This is a genomic window from Pseudoclavibacter sp. RFBG4 (assembly GCF_002931515.1).
GTDB lineage: Bacteria > Actinomycetota > Actinomycetes > Actinomycetales > Microbacteriaceae > Pseudoclavibacter.
Genome location: NZ_PSYC01000022.1, coordinates 81,251 through 103,297 on the forward strand (window position 1 = coordinate 81,251; position 22,047 = coordinate 103,297).

Here is a 22,047-nt window from a genome sequence, read left to right on the forward strand (position 1 = left end):
GCGCAAGGCAGCTGATGGCGGCACGCACCGGGGGAACGCGCACGGCGATCATCGAGGCCGGCTCCCAGCTCATCGCCGAGCTCGGCTACGCGGGGGCGACGACGGCACGGATCTGCGCACGGTCCGGTGTCTCGTCCGGGACCTTCTTCCACCACTTCCCGACGAAGCTGCACCTCCTGGTCGGCATCCTCGAGGTGGATGCAGCGCAGTCGCGCACCCGGTTCGCAGCGCTCGCGGAACGCGCCCCGGACGACCCGCGAGGTGCGCTGCTCGCCTGGCTCGACCTGCTGCTCGAAGAGGCGAGTGATCCGCACCTCGCCGGCTTTGTCGCCGGCCTGAGTGCAGCACCGAGCGACGAGCGCGTCGAGCAGCTGCTCGAGGAAGTCGCGTCGGGGCAGCAGGGCGCGCTCGAGGCGATCATCACGGCCGGGCAACGTGAGCGGCTGTGGCGCTCGGATATCACGGGTGACCGGCTCGCCCTGTGGGTCGGGGTGATCGCCGACGGAGTCCTGACGCGCAGCGTCGAGGATGCGACCTTCGACGCATCGGGCGCAGCTGACGAGCTGCGTGATCTGATCCGCCGCTACCTGGCGCCCTAGGCACGGTTCGGTCGCAATTCGTCGCGTGGCCGAGAAGCGTCCGGTGCTCTGGAAGAATGGCGAACGTGACGAGCTTCGATGCCGCAGGTCTCCACGATTCCGCCAACACCGCGATCGACGCTGATCGTCGCGCCTCCGGTCACAGCCTGGAGCGAGATCCGGGCATGCCGACCAGCACCTGGCGCCTGCGCAGCGACGCGTGGGAGTACCTGCGCTTCGCGATCAAACGGCTCGAGTCGGGGCACGAGACATCGAGCATCCTGGATGCAGACGGCGAGATCTCGCGAAACCTCCGCGCCCTCGAGACGCTCGAGCTGTACTGGGCGGGCTTCGGGCAGCGCTACGTCGCCGAGATCCGCGAGTCGCTCGACAAGGGCGAGTACTCGACGGCCCTCGAGCGCATCGGCCGGGTCGTGAGTCGGCTGCGGGGCACGAGCATCCCTGCCGACCATCGCGAGGACCGCCTCGATGAGGCGGAGCGTGCAGAGCTGCAGGACGACGCCGACCCGCGTCCTCGCTTCGAGGTGCTGCTCGTCGACGAGACGACCACCGCCGACCGGGACGCGCTGCGCGCCGACATCCTCAAGCTCCGCAGCGCCGCGGATGCGTTCGTGTACGACTACGTGATCGTGCCGTCCGCGGACGACGCCGTCGCGGCCGTGCTCACGAACCCGAACATCCTCGCCGTCATCATCCGCCCCGGCTTCAGCGACCGCAGCCAGCAGCGCCTCAGCCGCGACATGCGCGAGACCATCGACCTGGCGCACGTCGACTCGGCGGGGACCACGGCGACGTCGCGCTCGAGCCTCGCCTCGGTGCAGCGCGTGCTCGGGCTCGCCGACACGCTCAACACCCTCCGTCCTGAGCTCGACCTCTACCTCGTCGCGGGCGCGCACATCGAAGACCTCGCCGGCGTGCTCACGCGACGCTTCCGCCGCGTGTTCCTGCGCGAGGATCAGCTCGAGCTGCACCTGTCGCTGCTACGCCGCGTCTCCCACCTCTACGACACCCCGTTCTTCACGGCGATCCAGGAGCACGCCAGGCGCCCAGCCGGTGTGTTCCACGCCCTGCCGATCTCGCGCGGCGGGTCGGTCGTGACGTCGAAGTGGATCACGGACCTCGTCGACTTCTACGGCCTCAACCTCCTGCTCGCCGAGACGAGCGCCACCTCGGGCGGCCTCGACTCGCTGCTCGCCCCGGTCGGAGCGATCAAGAAGTCGCAGGAGCTCGCGGCCCGGGCCTTCGGGGCGAAGCACACGTTCTTCGTCACGAACGGCACCTCCACGGCCAACAAGATCGTGCACCAGGCGCTCGTCTCTCCCGGCGACATCGTGCTCGTCGACCGCAACTGCCACAAGTCGCACCACCACGCGCTCATGCTCACCGGCGCCCGCACGGCCTACCTCGAGGCCTACCCGCTCAACGAGTTCGCCTTCTACGGGGCGGTGCCGCTCGACCGCATCAAGCAGCTCCTGCTCGACTACCGCGCGGCGGGGCGCCTCGACGAGGTGCGCCTCGTGACGCTCACGAACTGCACCTTCGACGGCATCGTCTACGACCCGGAGCGGGTCATGGCGGAGTGCCTCGCCATCAAGCCTGACCTCGTGTTCCTCTGGGACGAAGCCTGGTTCGCGTTCGCCGCGTTCCACCCCATCACCCGCCGCCGCACGGCCATGGCGGCCGCGAAGCACCTCGAGGATCGCCTGGCCACCACCGCGCACGCGACCGCCTACCAGGAGCAGCGCGCTCGCCTGTTCGACCCTGAGACGGGCGAGCCCGCTGCCGACGAGGTGTGGCTCGCCGAGCGGCTCCTGCCTTCCCCGGATGCACGGATCCGGGTCTACGCGACGCAGTCGACCCACAAGACCCTCACCGCGCTGCGTCAGGGCTCGATGATCCACGTCTACGACAAGGACTGGTACCGAGAGGCGGAGGAGCCGTTCCACGAGGCGTACATGACGCACACCTCGACGTCGCCGAACTATCAGATCCTTGCCTCGCTCGATCTCGGGCGACGCCAGGTGGAGCTGGAGGGGTTCGAGCTCGTCCAGCGTCAGCTGGATCTGGCGACGAGCATCGCGCAGGCCATCGCGCGTCACCCGCTGCTGCGCCGCACCTTCCGTGTGCTGTCCGGCCACGATCTGATCCCGGCCGAGAATCGCGCCAGCACGAGACCCATGCCCCACCGAGACGGGTTCTCGACGATGTGGCAAGCGTGGGAGGAAGACGAGTTCGTCGTCGACCCGAGCCGGATCACGGTGGAGATCTCGCGCACGGGTGTCGATGGTGACACGTTCAAGCACGAGCACCTCATGGATCGCTACGGCATCCAGGTCAACAAGACGAGCCGCAACACCGTGCTGTTCATGACGAACATCGGCACCTCCCGCAGTTCCGTCGGCTACCTCATCGAGGTGCTCGTGAAGCTCGCGGAGCGCTTCGAGGAGGAGTCGCAGGCCCGGGAGATCGACGGCGAGCGCCCCGCGCCCGCGCCGATGCCGCCGCTGCCCGACTTCAGCGCATTCGCGCCGGAGTACGCCTCAGCCGACGGGCTCCCGGACGGCGACCTGCGGACCGCGTTCTTCCGGGGTCAGCGCCGGGCGAACATCGAGCACCTCAGCCACGCCCAGCTCGCCGAACGGGTCAAGGGCGGCTCCGCGCCGATCTCCGCGGGCTTCGTCACGCCCTACCCGCCAGGGTTCCCCGTGCTCGTGCCAGGGCAGCTCGTCACCGACGAGGTGCTCGACTTCATGGCCGTCCTCGATACGCGCGAGATCCACGGCTACGACCCGCTGCGTGGCTACCGGATCCTGCGCGAAGACTGATCTGCGCGCACCTCGGTCGGCGACTCTCGATCGTCGCCGGGTTCTGAATCTGAGCCTGGGAATACCTGCCAGGGGTATACGGTTACACACACCGTACATACCCCCAGGGGGCACTGCCCCGGCAAGGAGATCCAGGATGACCACCACCACTTACCAGGTCACGGGCATGAGCTGCGCCCACTGCGAGCGCGCCGTCACCCAGGAGGTCAGCGACCTCGCGGGCGTCGCGAGCGTCGACGTCTCGGCCGAGACCGGGCGCCTCGTCGTCGAGAGCGCAGAACCCCTCGACGATGCGGCCGTGATCGCCGCCGTCGATGAGGCCGGCTACGCAGCGACCAGGGCCTGACGTGAACGTGCCGGTCAAGCTCGGCCTCTACGCCGCGCTCCTCGCGGCGGTCTTCGGCGCGGCCTTCCTCACGGCTCAGTTCGCCGTCGACGCAGGCCTGGCTGACGACTGGCGCCCACAGATCCACCAGACCCCGGACGAGCACTCCGAAGCCCCTGAGCACGGAGAGGGAGAACGATGAACACGACGACCGACATCGAGCTCAAGATCGGCGGCATGACCTGCGCCTCCTGCGCCATGCGCATCGAGAAGAAGCTCAACAAGCTGGACGGCGTCACCGCGTCCGTCAACTACGCGACCGAGAAGGCCCGCGTCAGCGCACCGGATGGGCTCGACCCGCAAACCCTCATCGACGAAGTCGAGAAGACGGGCTATACCGCCGCGCTGCCGACTCCGGACGCGGCAGAACCGAGCCAGGGGTCTGCGGAGGCTGATCCCGAGCTCGCGAGCCTGCGCCAGCGACTCATCGGCAGCATCGTCCTCTCCGTCCCCGTGATCCTGCTCGCCATGGTCCCCGCCTTCCAGTTCACGTACTGGCAGTGGGCCTCGCTCGCGCTCGCGGCGCCGGTCATCGTCTGGGGAGCCTGGCCCTTCCACAGGGCGGCCTGGATGAACCTCCGCCACGGCAGCGCGACGATGGATACGCTCATCTCGGTCGGCACGCTCGCCGCCTTCGCGTGGTCGCTCTACGCGCTCTTCCTCGGCACGGCGGGCGAGGCGGGCATGACGCACCCGTTCGAGTTCACCATCGCCCCCTCCGACGGCGCGGCCAACATCTACCTCGAGGTCGCAGCCGGCGTCACGATGTTCGTGCTCGCCGGTCGATACTTCGAGAAGCGATCCAAGCGACAGGCCAGTGCGGCCCTCCGTGCTCTCCTCGAGCTCGGCGCGAAGGACGTCGCCGTCCTGCGTGGGGGAGCGGAGACCCGCATCGCGATCAGCGAGCTGCGCGTCGGCGACGAGTTCGTCGTGCGCCCCGGCGAGAAGATCGCCACAGACGGGGTCGTCACGGGTGGCCGCTCCGCCGTCGACGCCTCGATGCTCACCGGAGAGTCCGTCCCCGTCGAGGTCATCGAAGGCGACCGGGTCGTCGGTGCGACGATCAATGCGGGTGGGCGCCTCGTGGTTCGCGCGACGAAGGTCGGCGGCGATACCCAGCTCGCGCAGATGGCGAAGCTCGTCGAAGACGCCCAGACCGGCAAGGCCGAGGTCCAGCGACTCGCTGACCGCATCTCCGGCGTCTTCGTCCCCATCGTCATCGTCATCTCCGTCGCGACGCTCGGCGCCTGGCTCGGCGCCGGCTTCCCCGCCGCGGCTGCCTTCACCGCGGCCGTCGCCGTGCTCATCATCGCCTGCCCGTGCGCGCTCGGCCTCGCGACCCCCACGGCGCTGCTCGTCGGCACCGGACGCGGCGCGCAGCTCGGCATCCTCATCAAGGGTCCAGAGGTCCTCGAGTCCACGCGCCGAGTCGACACGATCGTGCTCGACAAGACCGGCACGGTCACGAGCGGCAAGATGGCCCTCGTCGGGGCGTGGAGCGCCAATGGCGTCTCGAGAGGCGACCTCCTCAGGCTCGCGGGGGCGCTCGAATCCGCGTCGGAGCATCCCATCGCTCGCGCGCTCGCGGTCGGGGCCGCAGCAGAGGTCGGCCCGCTGCCCGCCGTCGACGCCTTCCAGAACCACGAGGGCACCGGAGTGCAGGGCATCGTCGATGGCCACCTCGTCGTCATCGGACGCGAGCAGCTGCTTGCCGACTGGGCTATAGAGCTGGGCGAGGAGCTGGCGACTCGCAAGCGCGAGGCCGAGGCCCTCGGGCAGACGACCGTCATCGTCGCCTGGGACGGTGAGGCGCGTGGCGTGCTCTCCGTGGCCGACACCATCAAGCCGACGAGCGAGCGTGCCATCGCCGAGCTCCGCCGCCTCGGGCTCGCCCCAGTGCTGCTGACCGGCGACAACTCCACCGTCGCGAAGCAGGTCGCCGCCGCAGTCGGCATCGATGAGGTCATCGCCGAGGTGCTGCCGCAGGAGAAGGTCGATGTGATCCGCCGCCTGCAGGGAGAGGGGCGCGTCGTCGCGATGGTCGGAGACGGCGTCAACGACGCAGCGGCACTCGCCCAAGCCGACCTCGGTCTCGCGATGGGAACGGGATCGGACATCGCCATCGAGGCGGCCGACGTCACGCTCGTGCGCGACGACCTCCTCGCCGCGGTGGATGCGATCCGCCTCTCCCGTCGCACGCTCGGCACCATCAAGGGCAACCTCTTCTGGGCGTTCGCCTACAACGTCGCGGCAATCCCGCTCGCGGCGCTCGGCATGCTCAACCCCATGCTCGCAGGCGCTGCCATGGCATTCTCGAGTGTGTTCGTCGTCGGCAACAGCCTTCGGCTTCGCGCCTTCCGAGGCCTCGAAGCTCCGAGCGCCACCCCCGAGTCCACACCACGAAAGGCAGCATCATGAGCGAGACCACCGAAGCGGGCGGCCACGCCCATCACGGCTACATCGAGGACAAGAGCAGGTACCTCACTCGACTCAAGCGCATCGAGGGGCAGGCGAGGGGCATCCACCGGATGGTCGACGAGGAGCAGTACTGCATCGACATCCTCACCCAGATCTCCGCGATCACCTCCGCTCTCGAGAACGTCGCGCTCGGTCTCATGGACGACCACCTGAAGCACTGCGTCGCCGACGCCGTGCGGCTCGGGGGGGCCGAAGGCGAGCAGAAGCTCAAGGAAGCCTCCGATGCCATCGCCCGTCTCGTGCGCAGCTGAGCGGCCTCGCTCCGGGTCTCGGCGTCGACACTCTGGGCGCTTGCCCCTGAAACTGACTCCCCACCGAAACAGGCGCTCGCTAGGATCGTTCGCACCATGAGCGCACAACAGGAAATCATCACGGCCCTCGGCGTCAAGCCGGTCATCGATCCAGCGGCGGAGATCCGGGATCGAATCGCCTTCATGCGCGACTACCTGCTCGCAAGCGGCTCCAAGGGGCTTGTGCTCGGCATCAGCGGCGGCCAGGACTCGTCACTGCTCGGCAAGCTCGCCCAGCTCGCCGTCGAGCAGGTCCGCGCGGAGGGCGGCGAGGCGACGTTCGTCGCGGTCCGCTTGCCGCACGGCATCCAGGCCGACGAAGACGATGCGCAGCTCGCGCTGGACTTCATCGAGCCTGACGAGCGCATCAGCTTCGACATCAAGCCAGCGACCGACGGTCTCCAGCATGCCTTCCTGCAGGCCATGGGCCGTGCCATCACCGATTTCAACAAGGGCAACTCCAAGGCCCGCCAGCGCATGGTCGCGCAGTACGCCATCGCGGGTGAGCGCGGCTTCCTCGTGCTGGGCACCGACCACGCGGCCGAAGCCGTCACGGGGTTCTTCACGAAGTACGGCGACGGCGGCACCGACCTCAATCCGCTCGCGGGGCTCACGAAGGGCCAGGGCCGCCAGCTGCTCGAAGAGCTCGGTGCTCCGGAGCGGCTGTACGTGAAGGCGCCCACCGCCGACCTGCTCGATGACACCCCCGGGCAGACCGACGAGGCGAACCTCGGTCTCAGCTACACCCAGATCGACACCTACCTCACGGGTGGGGAGGTCGATGCTGAGACGGCAGCCCGCATCGAGGCCCTCTACCGGAAGACCGAGCACAAGCGGCAGCTGCCGGTGCTGCCCACCGATACCTGGTGGCGAGCCTGAGGATTCCCGGCCACGACGCCTCCTCGGGGTGAGGGCGGTGCTGCTCAGAGGTAGCGGAACGCCTTCACCGCCTCGGGGAAGTCGGAGAACTCGTCGAGCGTGAGGAACGTGGTGGTCGTGCGGCTCATGCGGCTCGCCGCATACACCACACCCGAGCCGCGCGGGTGCTCCTCGACGTAGCCGCGCACTGCTCCGTTGGACCCCGTGATGCGCCACCGCGCGGCGTGGACCTGAGTGGCGGTCAGCTCGCCGAAACGCTGGGTGAATGGTCCGGTGCGGGGCGCCAGAACGGGAGCTTGCGTGGGCTGGGTCAGCTGCGTCGTGAACATGGGGTCAGGCTAGGAGCGACCACCGACATTCTTCGTCCGGTGCCGTGTTCGCGCAGGGCTCAGCCAAGTTCTCGCGCACCGGCGTAGCCTTGCCGCATGACCGAATTCGTGCTTGCAGGTGGCTGCTTCTGGTGTCTCGATGCCGTGTACAGGAACGTCAAAGGCGTCAGCGATGTGATCTCCGGCTACACGGGTGGTGAGCACCCGAAGCCCGACTACGAGCTCGTGTGCACCGGCACGACCGGGCACGCCGAGGCGGTGCGCGTCGTCTTCGACGAGGACGTGGTGCCTGCTGACGTCATCCTCGACATCTTCTTCACGCTCCACGACCCCCGTCAGCTCAACCGACAGGGGAACGACGTCGGCACCCAGTACCGCTCCGCGATGTACTACGCCGACGACGCCCAGCGGGAGCTCTTCGAAGCCGCGCGCGACCGTGCCGACGAGCTCTGGGGTGGTGGCATCGTCACCGAGATCTCGCCACTCGGCCAGTACTTCGATGCCGAGGACTACCACCAGGACTTCTTCGCGAAGAACCCGGGCCAGGGCTACTGCAACTTCGTCGCCGTGCCCAAGGTGAACAAGGTGCGGGCGAAGTTCACGCAGTACATGCTCTGATCTCCCCGGCACTCTGCCGACAAGGCGCCTGTGCACGCGATGCCGTGCACAGGCGCCTTTCCCATGGGCACGATCGTTTCCTCCCAGCTCGACACTGGTGCCACGATCCGGCGCGGAGCTCCCGGCACGAGCGCCGCGCCGGATCGCATCGCATCCAGATCCAAGGGGGAGACATGCACGACCACATCACGCTCATCGGAAACCTGGGCAGCAAGCCGGAGCTCACGACGACGCCGAGCGGGCAGCTCGTCGTGAACTTCCGCATCGCCACCAACTCTCGTCGCCTGAACCGGGCGACGAACAGCTGGGAGGATGTCGACCCCAACTGGTACGACGTGGCCGCGTGGGGAGACCTCGCGACGCACGCGGAGAAGTCGCTCGAGAAGGGGCAGCGGGTGATCGTCGTCGGCAAGCTCCGGATGCGCAGGTTCGACTCGCAGAACGGGCCTCGCACGAAGCACGAGGTGGTGGCGGATGCGCTCGGTCACGACCTCACGGCAGGCTCCTCGACGTTCGCGAAGCGTCTGCGCGTGCGCCAGGATGAGGGCGGCGCTGACCAGCGGCAGCGAATCGGCGGGGCGCAGGGGCAGGGAGGAATGCAGGGGCACGGCGGAATGCAGGGTGAGGCCCCGCCGGAAGCAGAGGAACCGGCGCCAGCACCCGACGAGGTGGAGTGGCACAAACCGCCCGTCTCCGACGAGAGCGAGTACCAGCCGCCCTTCTGAGCGCCTGGCCACCTACACTGGTGACCGCCCCGTCCGAGAAAGGTCACGAATGCGCCGTTTCGCTCTCATCGCCCCAGTGGCTCTGGTGGCGGCGCTGGTGCTGGCGGGATGCTCGTCGCAGGAGGCGCAGCCCCCGGCCGAGACGACCGCGGCCGCCGAGGCGACGCAAGCGCCACCGGCGGCCTTCGTTCCCGGCGGAACGGCGAGCGACAACAAACCGATCTTCGACGAGACGAACCTGCAGACGATAGCGACCAATGGCTCAGCGAGCTCCGTCGAGCTCGTCGACGGGCTCACCGCGACGGGCTTCGACAAGGCCGCCATGGAGGTCACGTTCGACCGCACGAACGTGGATCTCGAAGCCGACTACATCATCGTCTCCGTGAAGATCGGCGAGGAGTGCCTCGTCGGCCAGCGCGGCCCACGCGGCTACACCTCGGACATCGTCGCCCCCGTCAGCACGGGCAAATGCCTCATCGGACTCACACAGCCCATCACCTGGTAGCGAAGCGCCGCGCGCCGAGTGCCAACCAACTCCTAGACTGGAACCCATGGCCGAGTACATTTATCAGATGATCCGCGCCCGCAAGGCGGTCGGAGACAAGCTCATTCTCGACGACGTGACGATGTCGTTCCTCCCAGGTGCCAAGATCGGCATGGTCGGCCCCAATGGGGCCGGTAAGTCCACGATCCTCAAGATCATGGCTGGCCTCGACACCCCGTCGAACGGCGACGCGACCCTCAGCCCGGGCTTCACGGTCGGCATCCTCATGCAGGAGCCGGAGCTCGACGAGACGAAGACGGTTCGCGAGAACGTCGAACTCGGCGTCGCCGAGACGAAGGCGAAGCTCGACCGCTTCAACGAGATCTCCGCGCTCATGGCGGAACCCGACGCCGACTTCGATGCGCTCATGGAAGAGATGGGCACCCTCCAGGAGTACATCGACCACGTCGATGCCTGGGACCTCGACTCGCAGCTCGAGCAGGCGATGGACGCCCTCCGCCTCCCACCGGGAGACGCCGACGTCAGCGTCCTGTCGGGTGGTGAGAAGCGCCGCGTCGCGCTCTGCAAGCTCCTGCTCGAGAAGCCCGACCTGCTGCTCCTCGACGAGCCCACGAACCACCTCGACGCCGAGAGCGTGCTCTGGCTCGAGCAGCACCTCCAGAAGTACCCAGGCGCAGTCATCGCCATCACGCACGACCGGTACTTCCTCGACCACGTCGCCCAGTGGATCGCCGAGATCGACCGCGGCCGCCTCCACGGCTACGAGGGCAACTACTCGAGCTACCTCGAGAAGAAGCAGGAGCGTCTCAAGGTCCAGGGCAAGAAGGACCAGAAGCTCGCGAAGCGCCTCGAAGAGGAGCTCGCCTGGGTGCGCACCAACGCCAAGGGCCGCCAGGCCAAGTCGAAGGCGCGCCTCGCCCGCTACGAGGAGATGGCTTCCGAGGCCGAGCGCACCAGGAAGCTCGACTTCGAGGAGATCCAGATCCCCGCTGGTCCCCGCCTCGGCAGCATCGTCCTCGAGGCGAACAAGCTGAAGAAGGGCTTCGGCGAGCGAGTTCTCATCGACGGGCTCAGCTTCTCGCTGCCCCGCAACGGCATCGTCGGCATCATCGGTCCGAACGGCGTCGGCAAGACGACGCTCTTCAAGTCGATCGTCGGCTTCGAAGAGCTCGACGGTGGCGAGCTCAAGATCGGCGAGACCGTCAAGCTCTCCTACGTCGACCAGTCCCGCGGCGGCATCGACCCCGAGAAGAACGTGTGGGAGGTCGTCTCCGACGGCTTCGACTACATGCAGGTCGGGAACGTCGAGATCCCGTCACGGGCCTACGTCTCCACCTTCGGGTTCAAGGGACCAGACCAGCAGAAGAAGGCAGGCGTGCTCTCCGGTGGTGAGCGCAACCGCCTCAACCTGGCGCTCACCCTCAAGCAGGGCGGCAACCTGCTGCTGCTCGACGAGCCCACGAACGACCTCGACGTCGAAACGCTCTCGAGCCTCGAGAACGCGCTGCTCGAGTACCCCGGCTGCGCCGTGGTCATCACGCACGACCGGTGGTTCCTCGACCGCATCGCCACGCACATCCTCGCCTACGAGGGCACCGAGGAAGACCCGAGCCACTGGCACTGGTTCGAGGGCAACTTCGAGGGCTACGAGGAGAACAAGATCGAGCGCCTCGGCCCAGACGCGGCGAAGCCGTCGCGGATGACCTACCGCAAGCTCACGAGGGACTAGTCCCACCAGGAACCCCGGGGTCGCACAGTGCGACCCCGGGGTTTCCTCGTCCCACCCCGCCAGACGACGTCGGCTCGCGCCGACGCCAAGCAGACCCGAAGGACCACCGACTCCGATGCGCTTCCACGTTCCCACGCTCCTCCGCTGGAGCGACCTCGACGCCTACAACCACGTCAACAACTCGCGCGTGCTCACCCTCCTCGAGGAGGCCCGCGTCCGCGCGTTCTGGAACATCGGCGCATCCAACGACGACGAGCGCCCCCTCGCGATCATCGACGCGGCCGCGGAGGGTGGCGACACGCTCACCCTCATCGCCCGCAACGAGATCGAGTACCTCGCCCCGATCCCGTACTCCACGAAGCCCCTCGACGTGCAGCTGTGGATCTCCAAGATGGGCGCCGCCAGCGCGGAGGTCGACTACGAGATCTGGAGCCCCGAAGACGCGCAGCCAGAGGGCGGCGAACGCACGAAGTACGTCATCGCGTCCTCGACGCTCGTGTTCATCGACGCGGCGACCCAGCGGCCGCGGCGCATCAACGACCGCGAACGCGACGCCTGGACCGCCTACCTCGACGAGCCCCTCACGTTCCGCGGCGGCCGCAGCAACGCCTGACCGGGCGCGGGGCGCTACTGACCCTCCTGGCCCCCGGCCCCGGCGCTGCGGTTCAGCGGCGCTTGCGGCGAACCATGCCCTCCTGGGCCACCGTCGCGACGAGCGCGCCGTCACGCGAGAACAGCTGGCCTCGCGAGAGGCCACGCCCGCCGCGCGCGACCGGGGAGTCCTGCACATAGAGCAGCCACTCGTCAGCCCGCGCATCCCGATGCCACCACACGCCGTGGTCGAGACTCGCAGCTCGCAGCCCCGGCGTCGACCAGGTCAGGCCGTGCCCACGCATGATGGGCTCGAGGATCGAGTAGTCGCTCGCGTACGCGATCGCCGCGCGGTGCAGCAGCGGGTCGTCCGGCATGCGCTCCACCGCCTTGATCCACACCGCCTGCGCCGGCGTCTGATCGGCGGCGGGCTCGAGGTACACGGGCCCGTTGACGTGCCGCATCGTGAACGGCCGCTTCATCAGCCAGTACGCGGCGAGGGACTCCGGCGCCTCAGCGCCGAGCGTCGCCTTCACCGTCTCCAGGAGATCAGCCTCACTCGGGAGGTCATCCGGGTCGGGGATGCCCTCCGGCATCGACACCTCGTGCTCGAACCCATCGTCCACGTCCTGGAACGACGCGATCATCGACCAGATCGGCTGCCCGCTCTGGAACGCGCTCACGGCGCGCGTCGTGAACGAGTTGCCGTCGTGGATGCGGTCGACGGCGAACGTGATCGGCAGCTTCACGTCGCCGGGGCGCAGGAAGTAGCCGTGCATGGAATGCACGGGGCGCTCGCCCGACACGGTCCTGGCTGCCGCCACCAGTGACTGGGCCGCCACCTGGCCGCCGAACACGCGGCCGTGGGGCATCCACTGGCTCGGCCCCGTGAAGATGTCGTCACGAGTGCGGGCACCCGTGTCGGTGAGGTCCAGCGTGTGCAGGAACGCTTCGAGCGGCGACAGCGCCTCCAGGGCGTCGAACGAGAGCGGCGCCGGCTGCTGCGGCGCGGGCGAGTGCGAGGGCGACTCGGGAACCAGATCTGCCATCTCAGCAGTCTAGGGACCCGCTGCCCCGGGAGAACTGAGTAGGTTAGAGGGCAATGTCTCCCGTTCTCCGCATCCCCGATCTGCACGCCGCACGCGACCTCGAATCGTTCCTCGGTCGAGCCGGTCGCATCGAGGACGGGGCCGTGCGCATCGTGCAGGCCGGCACGGTCGCGGCGTTCTGGGTTCCCGTGCTGCGACCGCAGGGGCTCCTCGACACCTCGCCGCTTGTACTCGGCGTCCGCGCGCTGCGAGCCGAGCTCGAGGGGGCGGCTGACGACGACGTCCACGCGGGAGCGTTCGATGTGACCGTCCCCCTCCGGGGCCTCCTCGATCGCCTTGCTCGCCGTCGGCCGGCTGGCGGTGACGCCCCGTCAGGGGAAGCGGGTGCGGCCGCCGGTTTCGACCTCGCCGTCCCGCCGGAGCGCCTGCGCGAATCGTGGGCGGGCATCGCGGCACCGACCGGAGGGTGGACGCAAGCCGGGGCGATGTCGGCGGCCACGCTCATCGCCGCCGCAGACCAGGGCATCGCCGAAGTCGCCGATGCCGTGCCGGGCAACCTGGGCACCGCGCTGGTCGAGCGCGTGCGCACGGAGGTCTGGACGCGCGTGATCGACGAGCAGAGCGGCCTCACGAGCGGAGCCGCCTTCGCCGCCCTCAGCCTCGGCTTCCTGCGCTCGGGTGAAGAGCCCCGCATCCTCACCGCCGGAGCCTGGCTCCGACTCGAGACCACGCAGGGCAACGTGCTCCTGCGATCCAGCTCGGCACGCTGAACGCTGCCGTCGCCCACTGAGCGAGTCGATCGCTCAGCACCCGCGCACCCTGTGCGCCGCACCCCCGGAGGAAACCCATGGACCGCAGCATCGAACGGCTCAAGAAGGACATCTTCGCGAGCAACGCGGGGGAACCGGAGTTCCATCAGGCAGTGACCGAGGTGCTCGACACGCTCGGTCCAGTGCTCGAGCGCCACCCCGAGTACTTCGAGCTCGCGGTCATCCGCCGGCTGAGCGAGCCGGAGCGGCAGATCATCTTCCGCGTGCCGTGGGTCGACGACAACGGGCACGTGCAGGTCAACCGCGGCTATCGCGTCGAGTTCAGCTCGGCGCTCGGCCCCTACAAGGGCGGCCTGCGCTTCCACCCGTCGGTGAACCTCGGGATCATCAAGTTCCTCGGCTTCGAGCAGATCTTCAAGAACGCCCTCACGGGCATGCCGATCGGCGGCGGGAAGGGCGGCGCCGACTTCGATCCGCGCGGTCGCAGCGACCGCGAGATCATGGCGTTCTGCCAGTCGTTCATGTCCGAGCTGTACCGGCACATCGGCGAGCACACGGACGTGCCTGCCGGCGACATCGGCGTGGGCGGGCGCGAGATCGGCTACCTGTTCGGTCAGTACAAGCGCCTCACCAACCGCTTCGAGGCCGGCGTGCTGACGGGCAAGGGCATGACGTGGGGTGGGTCGCTGGTCCGACCCGAGGCAACCGGCTACGGGACGGTGCTGTTCGCGCAGGAGATGCTCAAGACCAAGGGCGACGACCTCGAAGGCAAGAAGGTCGCGGTCTCCGGTTCCGGCAACGTCGCGATCTTCGCGATGGAGAAGGCCGTGGCGCTCGGAGCGAAGGTGGTCTCAGCCAGCGACTCCTCCGGTGCGGTGTACGACCCTGACGGCATCGACGTCGAGGTGCTCAAGCAGCTGAAGCTCGTCGAGCGGAAGCGCGTCGGGGCGTACGTCGACCGGGTGGGCGGGCGAGCGGAGGCGCTGTCGAGCGCCGCCGCGATGTGGCACGTTCCCGTCGACATCGCGCTCCCGTGCGCGACGCAGAACGAGCTCGATGGTGATGCCGCCGCGGCGCTGGTCAAGAACGGCGTGCGGGTCGTCGCCGAGGGGGCGAACATGCCGTGCACGAAGGAGGCTGCTGACCGATTCCGGGTGGAGGAGGGTGTCCTCTTCGGCCCGGGCAAGGCCGCGAACGCCGGCGGTGTCGCGACGAGTGCGCTCGAGATGCAGCAGAACGCGCAGCGCGACTCGTGGACGTTCGAGTACACCGAGGCGCGTCTCGCGGAGATCATGCGCGACATCCACACGCGCTGCAGTGAGACGGCGGAGGAGTACGGGAAGCCGGGCGACTATGTGATCGGCGCGAACATCGCCGGCTTCTCGCGGGTCGTCGACGCGATGCTCGCGCAGGGCGTCGTCTAGGCGCGGCTGCGTCGGGCGACCACGGCCGTTCGGGCGGGGCTCAGGAGGCGGGCTCGGCTCCGGGGCTCGGCTCGAAGGTATTCACCATGGCGGTCGCCGCGCGGTCGAAGTAGTCGGCCATCTGCTGGCGGTGGATGGGGGAGAGGTCGAGCTGGTCCATGGCCGCGTGCATGTGCCGCAGCCAGTGCTCTCTTGCCTCCGGGTTGATGTGGAACGCGTTGTGGCGCATCCGGAGCCGCGGATGTCCGCGTTCTGCGCTGTATTCGCTCGGCCCGCCGAAGTACTGGGCGAGGAAGTGGCCGAGTCGCCAGGTCGCTCCCTCGAGGTCGTCCTGCGGGTACATGCGCCACATGAGCTCGTCGTCGCGCACCCCCTCGTAGAACGCGTGGGCGAGCTTGTCGAAGGCGGGCATGCCCCCGATCTCGTCGTAGAGCGTGGGCAGGGCCGAGCCCCCGCCCTCTGAGGCTCGGAGGTGGATGGGGTTGTTCGTCATCAGGCGGCTCCTCCGGCCGTCGGCTGGCCGTCAGCCCCATCGAGCACGATCGCCTTCAGGGACGGCAGGTTGATATCGGCCGACTTTAGCGCGTCCTGAGTGCGGGCCCGCAGCTCTCGCTCCACTTCCCAGCGCGTGCCGGGACGGACGCGGATGGTGAGGCGCAGGACAACAGCGTCTGAGGAGATGGACTCCATGCCCCACATCTCGGGAGTGCCGATGAAGTAGTCCATCCAGTCCGGGTCTTCGGTGAGCTCCTTCGCCGCATGGAGCATGACCCGCTCGACGTGCGCGCGGGACGTCTCGTAGGGAACCGCGAGGTCGAACACGATGCGGTTCCAGCCCTGCGAGAAGCTGCCGACGCGCTGGATCTCGCCGTTGCGGACGAACCACAGTGTGCCCTCGACGTCGCGGATCTGCGTGATGCGCACGCCGACCTTCTCGACGACACCCGTCGCCTCGCCCATGTCGATGACGTCGCCGACGCCGAGCTGATCCTCCATGACCATGAAGAGGCCGTTGAGGACATCGCCGACGATGCGCTGCGCGCCGAAACCGAGACCGGCACCGACGGCCGCGCTCAGCAGGGAGAGGGACGCGAGGATGCCCGGATCGATCTTCGCGATGATCATGACGATGAGGATGACCACGATGACGACGTTCACGATGTTCGTCAGCACCGACCCGATCGTGCGCGTGCGCTGCACCGTCCTGACAGCTGCCAGCGGCGAGCGGACCGAGATGGCCTGCGTGTCCGTCACCCCGCGCTTCTTCTTGACGCCGCTCACGATCTGCTTCACCGAGCGGTCGATGAGCCGCAACAGGATCCACCGGAACACGAACGCCCCGAGGATGTAGAAGACGATCGTGATGGGGATGTCGAAGGGGGCGAGCGCGGTCGTGAGGGAAGTCCAGAATTCTGCCATAGCGCCTCGAGTGTAGGCGGATGCGCCTATCCGTCTCGTGTGAGCCCCGTCCGAGCTGCGTCGATGCGGAATAGGCGGGCGCCTGCTCCGGTTGCCACACGTATGAGCCTGAACGTGAACGACATCGAAGTCACCACCATCGACGGCGAGGCCAAGAAGCTCGCCACCTACGAGCCGGTGAAGCTCGTGGTGAACGTCGCCTCGAAGTGCGGCCTCTCCGGGCAGTACGAGAAGCTCGAGGAGCTCCAGCGCCAGTACGGCGCGCAGGGCTTCACGGTGCTCGGATTCCCCAGCAACCAGTTCCTGCAGGAGTACTCCGACACCGACAAGATCAAGGAGTACTGCTCGCTCACGTGGGGCGTGAGCTTCCCGATGTTCGAGAAGGTCAAGGTCAACGGCCGGTCGCAGCACCCGCTGTATGCGGAGCTGACGAAGACTCCGGACGCGAACGGCAAGGCCGGCCGCGTGAGCTGGAACTTCGAGAAGTTCCTCATCGGACGCGACGGCAAGGTCACCCGCTTCCGCCCGACGACTGAGCCGGACGCTCCGGAGATCGTCGCGGCGATCGAGGCGGCACTCGCCGAGTAGCGTCTCGACCCGCAGCACAGCGCCGGCTGCACCGCGAAGAGGCCGCCTCCCAGGGGAGACGGCCTCTTCGCGTTGCTGTGCCTACTCTGGCTGCGCGTCGCGCTCCTGAGCCGCGAGGGCGCGCACCACTCCGGCGCGGCCTTCGATGATCATGCGGCGGAACGCGGGCGCCGCCCCCTCGTTGTTCGCGAGCCATTCGTCGGCGGCGTCTCGGACGCGGGCCGTCGCGAGGCCCGCGGGGAAGAAGCCCTCGATGAGGGTCTCCGCGATCTGGAAGCTCCGGTCGGCCCAGATCGTCGAGATGTGACCGAAGTAGCGGTCGACGAACGGCTCGAGGAGCGCCTCGTCGGCGACTCGGTCGAAGCCGGCCACGGTGGCGCGCACGATGGCGTTGGTCGCGTCCGAGCGATCCATGACGGACGCCCAGGCCGCTTCCTTGCCCTCGGCCGTCGGGATCGCTGCGCGGGCATGTGCCGCGCTGCGCTCGCCGTCCGCCGTGCGGTCGGATTCGAGCCTCGCCGCGATCTCGGACTCGCCGGCGCGGCCGCCCGCGACGAGCGCGTAGAGGAGCTCCCAGCCGAGGTCGGTGTCGATGTCGAGGCCCTCGAGCTTGAAGGTGCCGTCGAAGAGCGCGGCGACGGCGTCCAGCTGCGCGGGGCTCTCCGCGAGGGAGGCGAACGACTTGACGAAGCTGAACTGGGCGTCCGATCCCGCCTCGGCCTGCTTCGCCAGCTCGAAGAGCTCGTCGGTGACGACCTCGACGATCTCGGCCCGGTCTTCCGGCGCCGTGTAGAACTTGGCCGCGGAGATGAGCTGGCCGAGCACCGTGCGGCGAGTCGTCGACTCGGTCTCGGTTCCGATGACGCCGAGGACGGTGCGGATGAAGTCGCGTGCGCGCAGCTCCGCATCCCGGGTCGCGTCCCAGAGCGAGCTGACGACGAGGGAGCGGGACAGGGGAGCACGCAGCTTCGGCAGATGCTGCTGCACCGTGGCGACCGAGTGCTCGTCGAGACGGATCTTCGCGTAGGCGAGGTCGTCGTCGTTCACGATGATGAGGTCCGGGAGCGCACCGCCCACGAAGCTCGGCACCTCGGTCCGCGCGCCGTCGACGTCGAGCTCGAAGCGGTGGATGCGCACCAGCTCGTCACCCTGCACGTTGTAGAGGCCGATCGCGAGGCGGTGCGGACGGATGGTGGGGTGCTCGTCGGTCGCCGTCTGCTCGATGGCGAACGACGCGAAGTTCCCCTGCTCGTCCAGCTCGTAGACGGGGCGGAGCGTGTTGACTCCGGCCGTCTCGAGCCACTTGGCGCTCCACTCGGTGAGGTCGCGGCCGCTTGTGGTCTCGAGCTCCACGAGCAGGTCGCGCAGCTCCGTGTTGCCCCACGCGTGCTTCTGGAAGTACGCGTTGATGCCGGCGAAGAACGCGTCGCGGCCGACCCAGGCGAAGAGCTGCTTGAGGACCGACCCGCCCTTCGCGTAGGTGATGCCGTCGAAGTTGACCTGCACGTCGTCGAGGTCGCGGATCTCCGCGACGATCGGGTGCGTGGAGGGCAGCTGGTCCTGACGGTACGCCCACGACTTCTCGCTGGCGTTGAAGGTGACCCAGTTCTCGGTCCACTCGGTGGCCTCAGCGGTCGCGAGCGTCGAGATGAACTCCGCGAACGACTCGTTGAGCCAGAGGTCGTTCCACCACTTCATGGTGACGAGGTCGCCGAACCACATGTGGGCGAGCTCGTGGAGGATCGTGACGACGCGGCGCTCGCGCACCGCATCCGCGACCTTCGACCGGAACACGTAGGTCTCCGTGAACGTGACGCATCCGGCGTTCTCCATGGCGCCCGCGTTGAACTCGGGCACGAAGAGCTGGTCGTACTTCGTGAACGGGTATGGAACCCCGAAGGCCTTCTCGTAGTACTCGAAGCCCTGCTTCGTGGTGCGGAAGATGTTGTCGGCGTCGAGGTTCGGCGCGAGCGACGTGCGGCAGTACACGGCGAGCGGGATCGTGCGTCCGTCGATGGAGGTGAGCTCGTCGCGCACGACCGTGTACGGGCCGGCCACGAGCGCCGTGATGTAGCTCGAGATGCGCGGCGTCGTCGCGAAGTGCCAGACGGCTCGCTCGTTGTCGATGGGCTGAGGCGCCTGCGACGGCTCGTTGGAGATGACCTGCCACGCCGCGGGGGCCGTGACGTGGAACGTGAAGCTCGCCTTCAGGTCCGGCTGCTCGAACACCGTGAACATGCGGCGGGAGTCGGGCACCTCGAATTGCGAGTAGAGGTACACCTCGCCGTCAGCGGGGTCGACGAAGCGGTGCAGGCCTTCGCCCGTGTTCATGTAGATCGCGTCCGCGTCGACCGTGAGCGTGTTGTGCTCGGCGAGGTTCGGCAGCTGGATGCGCACCCCGTCGTTCACGGCAGCGACGTCGAGCGCCTCGCCGTTGAGCACGACGCTGTGCACCTGGCGCGTGATGGCGTCGATGAAGGTGGACGAGCCGGGAACCGCCGAGAACGTGACCGTCGTGATCGAGCGGAACGTCTCAGGACCCGTCGTGAGGTCGAGTGCGACGTCGTAGTGCTCGACGCCGAGCACTACTCCTCGACGCTCGACCGACTCAGCGCGAGTCAGGTTCTCTCCGGGCATTCCAGCTCCTTTGGTGTGAGGGAGCCCGGAGGTTCCGGGCTTGCGGCGCGGCCAGCCTAGTCCTGCCGAGTAGGCTTATGCGTATGCCCGCACCGATCAAAGTAGATTTCTGGTTCGACCCGATCTGCCCATTCGCCTGGATGACCTCGCGATGGATCGACGAGGTCGCTCGCCATCGTGACCTCGACATCACCTGGCACATCATGAGCCTCGAGCTCCTCAACGAGGAGAAGGACATCCCGCAGTCGTACCGCGACATGCTGCAGGGAACCTCCCGCCTCGGCCGCGTCGTCGCCGGCGTCGAGCAGGACCTCGGCAACGAGAAGGTCAAGGCGCTCTACGACGCGCTCGGCACGCGCATCCACCCGGGTGGCCGCAAGGACCGCGACGTGGTGCTGCAGGAGGCGATCACCGAGCTGGAGATCCCCGAGTCGATCGTCGAGCGGGCCGACGCCGGCGAGTTCGACGAGCGCTACCGCGCGAGCCACCTCTCCGGCATGGAGCGTGTCGGCGACGAGGTCGGAACGCCGATCATCGCCATCGACGGCGTCGCCTTCTTCGGCCCCGTCGTCTCTCCTGCGCCGAAGGGCGAGGAGGCGCTTCGCCTGTTCGACGGCGTCGTGATGGCCGCGTCGGTCGATGGCTTTTTCGAGCTCAAGCGCAGCCGCACCCGCGGACCGGTGTTCGACTGATGCGCATCCACGTGGCGACGGATCACGCTGGACTGGAGTTCTCGCAGCAGCTGCAGGAGCACCTGCGCGATCAGGGTCACGAGGTCGTCGACCACGGCCCGTCCGAGTACGACGCCCTCGACGACTACCCGTCGTTCTGCATCAACGCCGCGCAGGCTGTCGCCAACGACTGGGCCAACGGCTCGAAGTCGCTCGGCGTCGTCTTCGGCGGTTCCGGAAACGGCGAGCAGATCGCGGCCAACAAGGTCACGGGTGTGCGTGCGGCGCTGGCGTGGAGCGACGCCACGGCGCAGCTGGCGCGCGAGCACAACAATGCCAACGTGATCTCCATCGGCGCGAGGCAGCACGAGATCGTGGATGTGCTGCGGTTCATCGACATCTTCATCGCCGAGCCGTTCCCGGGAGAAGAGCGCCACCTGCGCCGCATCTCGCAGCTCGCCGAGTACGAGCAGACCGGCAAGATCGCCGGGAAGTCGGTGCTTGGCGCCGTCGGCACCGTCGTTCCGCCGATGGTGGAGTCTGAGACGCCGGCGGGGAATGCCTGAGGGTCACTCCGTCCACCGAATAGCCCGCCAGTTCACTGCGAACTATGCGGGGCGTGTCGTCTCGGCGTCCTCGCCGCAGGGGCGCTTCGTCGAGGGTGCTGCCGAGATCGACGGCCGCGAGATGGTCGAGACCTTCGCGGTCGGCAAGCACATGTTCTCGCGGTTCGAGGGCGGTGTCTGGTTGCGCGTGCACCTCGGCATCTATGGTGCCTGGGATTTCTCGGGTCAGGTCTCGACGACGCTCGGGCAGACCGGCGAGTACTCGCGCACCCGTCCCGGTGTGACGATCGAGGACTCGAGGGGCGAGACCTCGCTGTCGAGCATCGGGGCCCCGAGGCGCACGCGACTGAAGATGGCCGAGGCTGAGCGCGAGCAGGAGCTCTCGCAGTGGCCGCCGGAGCCCCTCGGGGCCGTGCGGCTGCGGCTCCTCACGGCAGAGACGTGCGCCGACCTCCGTGGTCCGACCGCGTGCGAGCTGATGACGGGCGACGAGGTCGCTGCGCGCATCGAGAAGCTGGGACCGGACCCGCTCGTCGACCGTGGTGCGAAGGCGGAGGCACGCTTCCTCGAGCGTGCGCGAGGCAAGCGCACGCCCATCGGCATCGTGCTCATGGATCAGCAGATCGTGAGCGGCATCGGCAACGTGTACCGGGCTGAGATGCTCTACCGGGCGGGCATCAACCCGCATACGCCAACCTCGCAGCTCACCGACGAGCAGCTCAGGGAGCTGTGGCGCGATTGGACGAAGCTCCTCAAGATCGGCGTCGAGGTGGGCCAGATGATGACGATCGACGGGCTTCGAGGGAAGGCCAAGGCAGCGGCTCTCGAGAACCGCGAGGACCGGCACTGGGTCTACGGCCGTGCTGGGAAGCCGTGTCGTGTCTGCGGAACCCCCATCGCCCTCGAGGAGATGCAGGCCCGCAAGCTCTACTGGTGCCCCGGCTGCCAGCTCTGACGTTCTTCGCGAGCT

The 22,047-nt window shown here is 68.1% G+C and carries 23 protein-coding genes; 18 read left to right on the top strand and 5 right to left on the bottom strand.

Features of this window, described 5'->3' with window-relative positions; all coding sequences use genetic code 11:
* The first annotated feature begins 14 nt into the window (after positions 1–14).
* The 7 genes from C5E10_RS06730 (at position 15) to nadE (ending at position 7,456) form a co-directional block, all read left to right on the top strand.
* The gene (locus C5E10_RS06730) at positions 15–599 is read left to right on the top strand and encodes a TetR/AcrR family transcriptional regulator (protein WP_104330977.1); all 585 of its coding nucleotides are present in this window, start codon (positions 15–17) and stop codon (positions 597–599) included.
* Between the two features lie 164 nt (positions 600–763).
* Positions 764–3,424, top strand: a complete 2,661-nt coding sequence (locus C5E10_RS06735; RefSeq protein ID WP_258071025.1) for an aminotransferase class I/II-fold pyridoxal phosphate-dependent enzyme — start codon at positions 764–766, stop codon at positions 3,422–3,424.
* A 136-nt stretch (positions 3,425–3,560) separates the two neighbouring features.
* Positions 3,561–3,770, top strand: a complete 210-nt coding sequence (locus tag C5E10_RS06740; RefSeq protein ID WP_104330979.1) for a heavy-metal-associated domain-containing protein — start codon at positions 3,561–3,563, stop codon at positions 3,768–3,770.
* 1 nt (position 3,771) lies between these two features.
* A complete protein-coding gene (locus tag C5E10_RS06745; protein WP_104330980.1) occupies positions 3,772–3,951 on the top strand; it encodes a hypothetical protein in 180 nt (59 codons plus the stop codon).
* On the top strand, positions 3,948–6,227 hold the full coding sequence (locus C5E10_RS06750; RefSeq protein ID WP_104330981.1) for a cation-translocating P-type ATPase: 2,280 nt from the start codon (positions 3,948–3,950) through the stop codon (positions 6,225–6,227). Before C5E10_RS06745 ends, C5E10_RS06750 begins: the two co-directional genes overlap by 4 nt.
* Positions 6,224–6,538: a metal-sensitive transcriptional regulator gene (locus C5E10_RS06755; RefSeq protein WP_104330982.1), complete on the top strand. Its 315-nt coding sequence runs from the start codon at positions 6,224–6,226 to the stop codon at positions 6,536–6,538. Before C5E10_RS06750 ends, C5E10_RS06755 begins: the two co-directional genes overlap by 4 nt.
* 96 nt (positions 6,539–6,634) lie before the next feature.
* Positions 6,635–7,456 carry an ammonia-dependent NAD(+) synthetase gene (gene nadE / locus C5E10_RS06760; protein WP_104330983.1) on the top strand — a complete coding sequence of 274 codons (822 nt, stop codon included), beginning with the start codon at positions 6,635–6,637 and terminating at the stop codon, positions 7,454–7,456.
* Between the two features lie 44 nt (positions 7,457–7,500).
* Here the strand turns inward: nadE and C5E10_RS06765 are convergent, their stop codons facing one another.
* Entirely contained in the window at positions 7,501–7,785 is a 285-nt protein-coding gene (locus C5E10_RS06765) for a hypothetical protein (RefSeq protein WP_104330984.1), read from the bottom strand.
* A 96-nt stretch (positions 7,786–7,881) separates the two neighbouring features.
* On the opposite strand from C5E10_RS06765, the gene msrA reads away from it, so the two are divergent.
* From msrA to C5E10_RS06790, 5 genes are all read left to right on the top strand, one after another.
* Positions 7,882–8,403, top strand: a complete 522-nt coding sequence (gene msrA, locus C5E10_RS06770) for a peptide-methionine (S)-S-oxide reductase MsrA (protein WP_104330985.1) — start codon at positions 7,882–7,884, stop codon at positions 8,401–8,403.
* Between the two features lie 173 nt (positions 8,404–8,576).
* Positions 8,577–9,128, top strand: a complete 552-nt coding sequence (locus tag C5E10_RS06775; protein WP_104330986.1) for a single-stranded DNA-binding protein — start codon at positions 8,577–8,579, stop codon at positions 9,126–9,128.
* Between the two features lie 49 nt (positions 9,129–9,177).
* Positions 9,178–9,633: a DUF6993 domain-containing protein gene (locus C5E10_RS06780; RefSeq protein WP_146080184.1), complete on the top strand. Its 456-nt coding sequence runs from the start codon at positions 9,178–9,180 to the stop codon at positions 9,631–9,633.
* A 46-nt stretch (positions 9,634–9,679) separates the two neighbouring features.
* Positions 9,680–11,362, top strand: coding sequence for an energy-dependent translational throttle protein EttA (ettA, locus tag C5E10_RS06785; protein ID WP_104330988.1), 1,683 nt, complete (start codon positions 9,680–9,682; stop codon positions 11,360–11,362).
* A 115-nt stretch (positions 11,363–11,477) separates the two neighbouring features.
* The gene (locus C5E10_RS06790; protein WP_104240743.1) at positions 11,478–11,975 is read left to right on the top strand and encodes a thioesterase family protein; all 498 of its coding nucleotides are present in this window, start codon (positions 11,478–11,480) and stop codon (positions 11,973–11,975) included.
* 52 nt (positions 11,976–12,027) lie between these two features.
* Here C5E10_RS06790 and C5E10_RS06795 read toward each other — a convergent pair whose 3' ends face one another.
* Positions 12,028–13,002 (bottom strand): acyl-CoA thioesterase II, encoded by a 975-nt coding sequence (locus tag C5E10_RS06795; protein ID WP_104298875.1) that lies wholly within the window; start codon positions 13,000–13,002, stop codon positions 12,028–12,030.
* A gap of 53 nt (positions 13,003–13,055) precedes the next feature.
* On the opposite strand from C5E10_RS06795, the gene C5E10_RS06800 reads away from it, so the two are divergent.
* Positions 13,056–13,772: a hypothetical protein gene (locus C5E10_RS06800; protein WP_104330989.1), complete on the top strand. Its 717-nt coding sequence runs from the start codon at positions 13,056–13,058 to the stop codon at positions 13,770–13,772.
* A gap of 77 nt (positions 13,773–13,849) precedes the next feature.
* Positions 13,850–15,196, top strand: coding sequence for an NADP-specific glutamate dehydrogenase (gene gdhA, locus C5E10_RS06805; protein WP_104330990.1), 1,347 nt, complete (start codon positions 13,850–13,852; stop codon positions 15,194–15,196).
* 40 nt (positions 15,197–15,236) lie between these two features.
* Here the strand turns inward: gdhA and C5E10_RS06810 are convergent, their stop codons facing one another.
* Positions 15,237–15,689 carry a globin gene (locus C5E10_RS06810; RefSeq protein WP_104330991.1) on the bottom strand — a complete coding sequence of 151 codons (453 nt, stop codon included), beginning with the start codon at positions 15,687–15,689 and terminating at the stop codon, positions 15,237–15,239.
* On the bottom strand, positions 15,689–16,615 hold the full coding sequence (locus C5E10_RS06815; RefSeq protein WP_104330992.1) for a mechanosensitive ion channel family protein: 927 nt from the start codon (positions 16,613–16,615) through the stop codon (positions 15,689–15,691). Before C5E10_RS06815 ends, C5E10_RS06810 begins: the two co-directional genes overlap by 1 nt.
* 102 nt (positions 16,616–16,717) lie before the next feature.
* Between C5E10_RS06815 and C5E10_RS06820 the strand changes: the two genes are divergently transcribed.
* A complete protein-coding gene (locus C5E10_RS06820) occupies positions 16,718–17,203 on the top strand; it encodes a glutathione peroxidase (RefSeq protein ID WP_104330993.1) in 486 nt (161 codons plus the stop codon).
* 81 nt (positions 17,204–17,284) lie between these two features.
* Here C5E10_RS06820 and pepN read toward each other — a convergent pair whose 3' ends face one another.
* On the bottom strand, positions 17,285–19,840 hold the full coding sequence (gene pepN, locus C5E10_RS06825) for an aminopeptidase N (RefSeq protein ID WP_104330994.1): 2,556 nt from the start codon (positions 19,838–19,840) through the stop codon (positions 17,285–17,287).
* Positions 19,841–19,923: 83 nt separating this feature from the next.
* Here pepN and C5E10_RS06830 point away from each other — a divergent pair, with 83 nt between their 5' ends.
* The 3 genes from C5E10_RS06830 to C5E10_RS06840 are packed head-to-tail and all read left to right on the top strand — an operon-like array spanning position 19,924 to position 22,032.
* Positions 19,924–20,532, top strand: coding sequence for a DsbA family protein (locus C5E10_RS06830; protein ID WP_146080185.1), 609 nt, complete (start codon positions 19,924–19,926; stop codon positions 20,530–20,532).
* Positions 20,532–21,077, top strand: coding sequence for a ribose-5-phosphate isomerase (locus C5E10_RS06835; RefSeq protein ID WP_104240752.1), 546 nt, complete (start codon positions 20,532–20,534; stop codon positions 21,075–21,077). Before C5E10_RS06830 ends, C5E10_RS06835 begins: the two co-directional genes overlap by 1 nt.
* Complete coding sequence (locus C5E10_RS06840) at positions 21,070–22,032, top strand: Fpg/Nei family DNA glycosylase (RefSeq protein WP_104330996.1); 963 nt, start codon at positions 21,070–21,072, stop codon at positions 22,030–22,032. The genes C5E10_RS06835 and C5E10_RS06840 overlap by 8 nt, the downstream gene beginning before the upstream one ends.
* The last annotated feature ends 15 nt before the right edge of the window (positions 22,033–22,047 follow it).